We start from the raw sequence: 4,411 nt of genomic DNA, 5'->3' as shown, positions 1-4,411 counted from the left end.
GGCGCCCGCCGGGGGGCGCGCCCGCCGGGGGGCCGGCCGGGGCGGGGGGGGGGTGAGGGTGAGGGGGCCGTTGTAGTGGATGGTGGTGTGGCCGGTGAGGTGGGTGAGGAGTTGGGGGAGTGGTCCGGGGTGGTGGATGAGGAGGATGAGGGGGGTGTGCTGGGGGTGGTGGCGGAGCTGGTTGCTGAGGGTGGCGATGAGGTGGGCTGCTTCGTGGTCGGTGGCGTGGAGGGTGCGGTGGGGCAGGGTGATGCGGATGCGGCCGGTCGTGGTGTCGCGTTCGGCGTGGATGGTCAGGTACTGGTGTGAGGGAGAGACGGCGCCGGGGGGTGTGGGGTTGTGGGGTGTGGGCCAGGAGGCCTGGTAGGGCTGGAGGGGACCGGTGGGGCTGGTGGTGTGGTGTGCTCCGGTGAGGTCGATGCCGGTGGGGGTGCCGGTCCAGTTCCAGCGCAGGATGGGGCGGAAGGACTGTGTGGTGTCGAGGGGGTCTCCGGCGGGGGTTTCGGTGTTCCAGTAGCCGGGCTGGAGTGAGATGTGCAGGGCTCCGAGGATGTGGGGGTCGGTGGTGTCCAGGCCCAGGATGTAGGCGCAGGTGACCACCCGGGCCAGCTCGGTGAAGTGCTCCGGCGTCCAGGCGGTGTCGGTGTCGGTGTCGGTGTCGGTGTGGAGGATGTCGTGCCAGGGGATGGCGGGGGCGGTGGTGTGGTCTGTGTTCCAGTGAGCGGTGAGCTGCCAGTACGCGTTCGTCATCGCCCACACCGCCTGGTGGGTGATGGTGCCGGGGTCTTCCGGCAGGCCGGGAACGCCCTGGGGCGGCCAGAGGTAGTCCAGGAGCAGGCGGTACTGGGCGGGGTCCGTGGGCGGCGGTGCGAGGGAGGGCGCGAGGTCGGACAGTGTGAGCGGGGAGGGTGGGTCGGACAGGAGGACGAGGAGTTGCTGGTAGTGGTCCGGGTGGGGTGTGGGGTTGTTGCTGTGCTGCCGGGTGGTGTGGTCGAGCAGTTCGAGGCTGAGGTACGGCGACAGGGTGCTGGCGGTCGGGTCGTTCCTGTGCAGGGCGTCGAGCACGGCCAGGCCGCGCAGCATCGGCATGAAGTCGGGCAGTGTGTCGGCGTGGGGATGGATTCTCAGGCGCAGGGCGCGGATGTAGCGGGCGATGTCCTGCTCGCCGGTGCTGAGACCGGTGAGTGAGTTGATCTCGCGGGCGAGGTTCATGCGCAGGGGCTGCGGGGGCAGGGGCAGGTGCATGCGCCGGCCGGTGGGGGTGTCGGCGGGGCCTTGGTCGGTCATGGCGGAGATGCCGTCGTGCGCGTAGGTGGCGAGTCCGCTGGTGTCGGCGAAATGCTGGGCGGGTGAGCGGGCTTGGTCGGACAGCGGGTCGAAGACCCGGGCGGTCGGGACGGCGCTGTCGGGATGGTGAGCGTAGGGGGCGGTGGCGCCGGTGGCGGCGAAGCAGATCTCGAGGACGACCAGGGTGTCCGGGCTGAGTTCCTGGATCTCGCGCAGTCCGCCCAGGAGCTGTCCGAAGACGTCGGGAGTGATCTGGACCGTGTTGCCCTCGATGGTCAGGGTGATCGCGCCGGGGCTGCCGTGGGCGACGATGACACGGGTACCCGGCGGCAGGACCTGGTCCGCGGGAATGTCCTCGACGGCGGTGTAGTGGAGCCGGCCGTCGGCCTGTACGGCGTGCAGGCGTTGGCGGTGGCCCAGGAAATGGTGGTAGAGCCGGGGGCGGGGGCCGGTGGGGTCGAACAGGATCAGGGGTGTGCCGGTGTCGTCGCCGGCCAGGCGGACCAGGGCACGCATGACCTGCCGGCGGGTGAGCATGCGGCCGGGGAAGAGGGTGGGGAAGGGATGATCGTCGCCGTAGAGGAGCGTGCTCCGGCGGGGCGCAGGCGAGGGCGGATCGACCCGGACCAGGTCGCCCAGGGGGACACCCGCCCCGCCGGCGGTCTGGTGCACCGTGATCCGTGTCATGGGGGTACCGGTGGCGGTGGCGGTGGCGGTGGCGGTCGTCGTGAGCCCGCCCTGGTGGGTCGGCGCCCAGACCGGTGCGTTCAGCAGTGTGGCGATGGTGTGGGCGAGGTCCTGGCCCTGGGAGGCGGCCCCGGGGACCAGGAGGACCACGGGACGGTCCTGCCGGTGGGGGTCGGAGGCGACCGACCGGGCCACGGCCTCATGCGCGAGTGGTAGGCCGTCGGGACCGATGACCCGGCCCTCGCCGTCGACCTCGGCCACATACACCATCGGGTTACGCCCCGTACCCCACGGAGCGGGCAGCACGGTCACCGCCGTCCCACCGTCGTCCTGCGGGGTGTGCACGTAGACCGCGGAAGTGTCCACCACGGGATAGACCCCCGGACCGTCCACACGCCCACTCAGCGAACGGCCAAGAACACCACCGCCCTCGGTGACCAGAACCCCACCCTCAAACCCCACCCCCGAAACCGGCCCCGAAACCGGCCCCGAAACCGGCCCCGAAACCGGCGCGGCGGTATCGGGCAGGAGGAGAGGAGCCGCCAGACCGACACCACCGGCAGACAGCACAGGCACAGGCCCCTGCCCGCCAGCACCCGCACCACCCGCACGCGCGGCAAAGGCGTCGTCGAGGTCAGCAGCGGAAACCACCCGCGTACCGGAGCCATGCCGCGCGACCAGGAAACCCTGCCCCCGCAGCAAGCTGCAGGCACTGCCCACCGGTGTCTGCGACAGGGTCGGCGTTCCCGGCAGCGCCGGCAGCGCGGCCGCGAGCGCCGTCCGCCCCGGCAGTTTGGTTTCGGGCTGCAGCCGGCCGTCCTTGATCAGCTGCCGGAGCTGGTTGGCGAGCCGCTCGGGGATGGTCTTGCCGGGTTCGTTCTGCCAGCCGTCGAGTGCGGCGGCCAGTGCGGTGGCGTCGGTCCCGTCGATGGGGCTGGTGTCGGGGGTGCCGGCATCATCGGCGGGAGTGGCAGCGGGTTTACCCGCGTACCTGAGCCACGCGTGCCCTGCAGAAGTCCCTCCCCCCGCAGCAAGCTGTAGGCACTGCTCACCGGCTTCTGCGACAGGGTCGGCGCCCCCGGCAGCGCCGACAGCGCGGCCGCGAGCGTCCTCTGCGGCGGCAGCGTGGTGCCGGGCTGCAGCCGGCCGTCCTTGATCAGCTTCCGGAGCTGGTTGGCGAGCCGCTGAGAGACCGTGCCGGGTTCGTTGTGCCAGCCGTCGAGCGCGGTGGCCAGTGCGGTGGCGTTGTGGGAGTCGAAGGCGGGGATCTGGGTGGCTTGGGGGGTTTGGGTTTCCTGACTGGGGAATTCTGTGTCGGCGGTGGTGCTGGTGGGCGGCATGCCTATGAGCTCATAGGAGCCGAGGTCGATGTCGAGGTTGGTGTTGTCGTTGGGGGTGTATGGGGTGGTGGTGTTGTGGTCGGTGGGCGGGTTGTGGTGGGTGGGGTCTTCGTGGTTGAAGCTGTTTCCGGTGATGGTCTGGGGGGCTGTGGTCTTTGGGGTTTCCGGCTCGTGGTGTGGTGGAGTGCGGGAACCGGCGGGCGAGTCCACACCTGCGGTGTTCCTGCCCGTAATGTGGTTGTCGGTGGTGTCGGTGCGTGGCTGGGCCGGCATCGCAGGAGTGTGGGCTGACGTCGGTCTTGCGGGGGGGGCCGTGGGGTTGGGGTTCGGCCTCCTGTTCCTCCTGAGAAGGTTCTGGGCGGTGTGGCGGCCTCGGCGGAAAGCTGAGGCGCGTTTGTCGGGGTCGTAGCGGTATGTGGTGGGAGTTTCGATCCCCGTTAGCGATGGGGGGTTGTTTGTGGAAGAGGTCGGTGAGCCGCCGTCGGGCGAGGGTGGTGGGGCGGGGGATGCGGGCGTAGTACCGGTCAGGGGCGTAACGCCGCTTCTCGTGGGTTGGCGGCTATGGCCGGTTACGGTTGTGTGGCCGAGGGGCCCGTCGGCCCGTACGGTGTTCGTGTTGCCGTGGCTGAGGGGGAGACTGTCGTACGGTGGGGGAGCACTGGTGCCTGGCGGGTTCTCCTGGTAGGGGGGGGGCGGGTTGATGTGCCTGGTCCCTGCGGCGTACGGATGGCTGGAAGTGTTCTCCTCCGCGGTTGCCCAGGGGTTTCTGCGGGCTGCGGCGGGGGCGAGTTGGGGTTGGTGGAGGGCGGCGCCCGTGGGGCTGTAGTGGAAAAACTCCCAGTGGCGGTCGGGTGGTTCGGCGCCGGGGGCGGGTTCCAGGATCAGGCTGCCGTCGTGGGTGTCGAGTGTCAGTCCGGCTGGGGTGGCCCATACCGAGGTGCGGGCGTAATGGACCGGATCACTGTGGATGATGTCGGCGAGTGCTTTCGCGACGGCCTGGGGCCAGGAGCCGTAGGAGTGTTCGTGGGTGAAGGGGACGAGGTGGAGTCGCTGCCCGGTCTCCCCCGCGTACTGCAGTGTGTCCTGGACCTGCTCGT

At 70.4% G+C, this 4,411-nt stretch carries 1 protein-coding gene and 2 pseudogenes; all 3 read right to left on the bottom strand.

Annotated elements, in window-relative coordinates; all coding sequences use genetic code 11:
• Positions 1–2,343, bottom strand: a pseudogene (locus ACIP84_RS38660) (hypothetical protein); the annotation flags it as partial.
• Between the two features lie 339 nt (positions 2,344–2,682).
• Positions 2,683–2,784, bottom strand: a pseudogene (locus ACIP84_RS38655) (hypothetical protein); the annotation flags it as partial.
• 14 nt (positions 2,785–2,798) lie between these two features.
• On the bottom strand, positions 2,799–3,587 hold the full coding sequence (locus tag ACIP84_RS38650; RefSeq protein WP_401805084.1) for a GntR family transcriptional regulator: 789 nt from the start codon (positions 3,585–3,587) through the stop codon (positions 2,799–2,801).
• Positions 3,588–4,411: the final 824 nt, after the last annotated feature.

It is taken from the genome of Streptomyces sp. NPDC088707, from assembly GCF_044752725.1.
In the GTDB taxonomy this organism is placed as follows: Bacteria; Actinomycetota; Actinomycetes; order Streptomycetales; family Streptomycetaceae; genus Streptomyces.
Note: the sequence above shows the minus strand (reverse complement) of the source record. Positions and strands in the feature narration are given on the sequence as shown.

Coding starts and splice junctions, on each gene's coding strand:
- ACIP84_RS38650 (WP_401805084.1), bottom strand. CDS start 3,587: ATGCCGGCCCAGCCACGCACCGACACCACCGACAACCACATTACGGGC.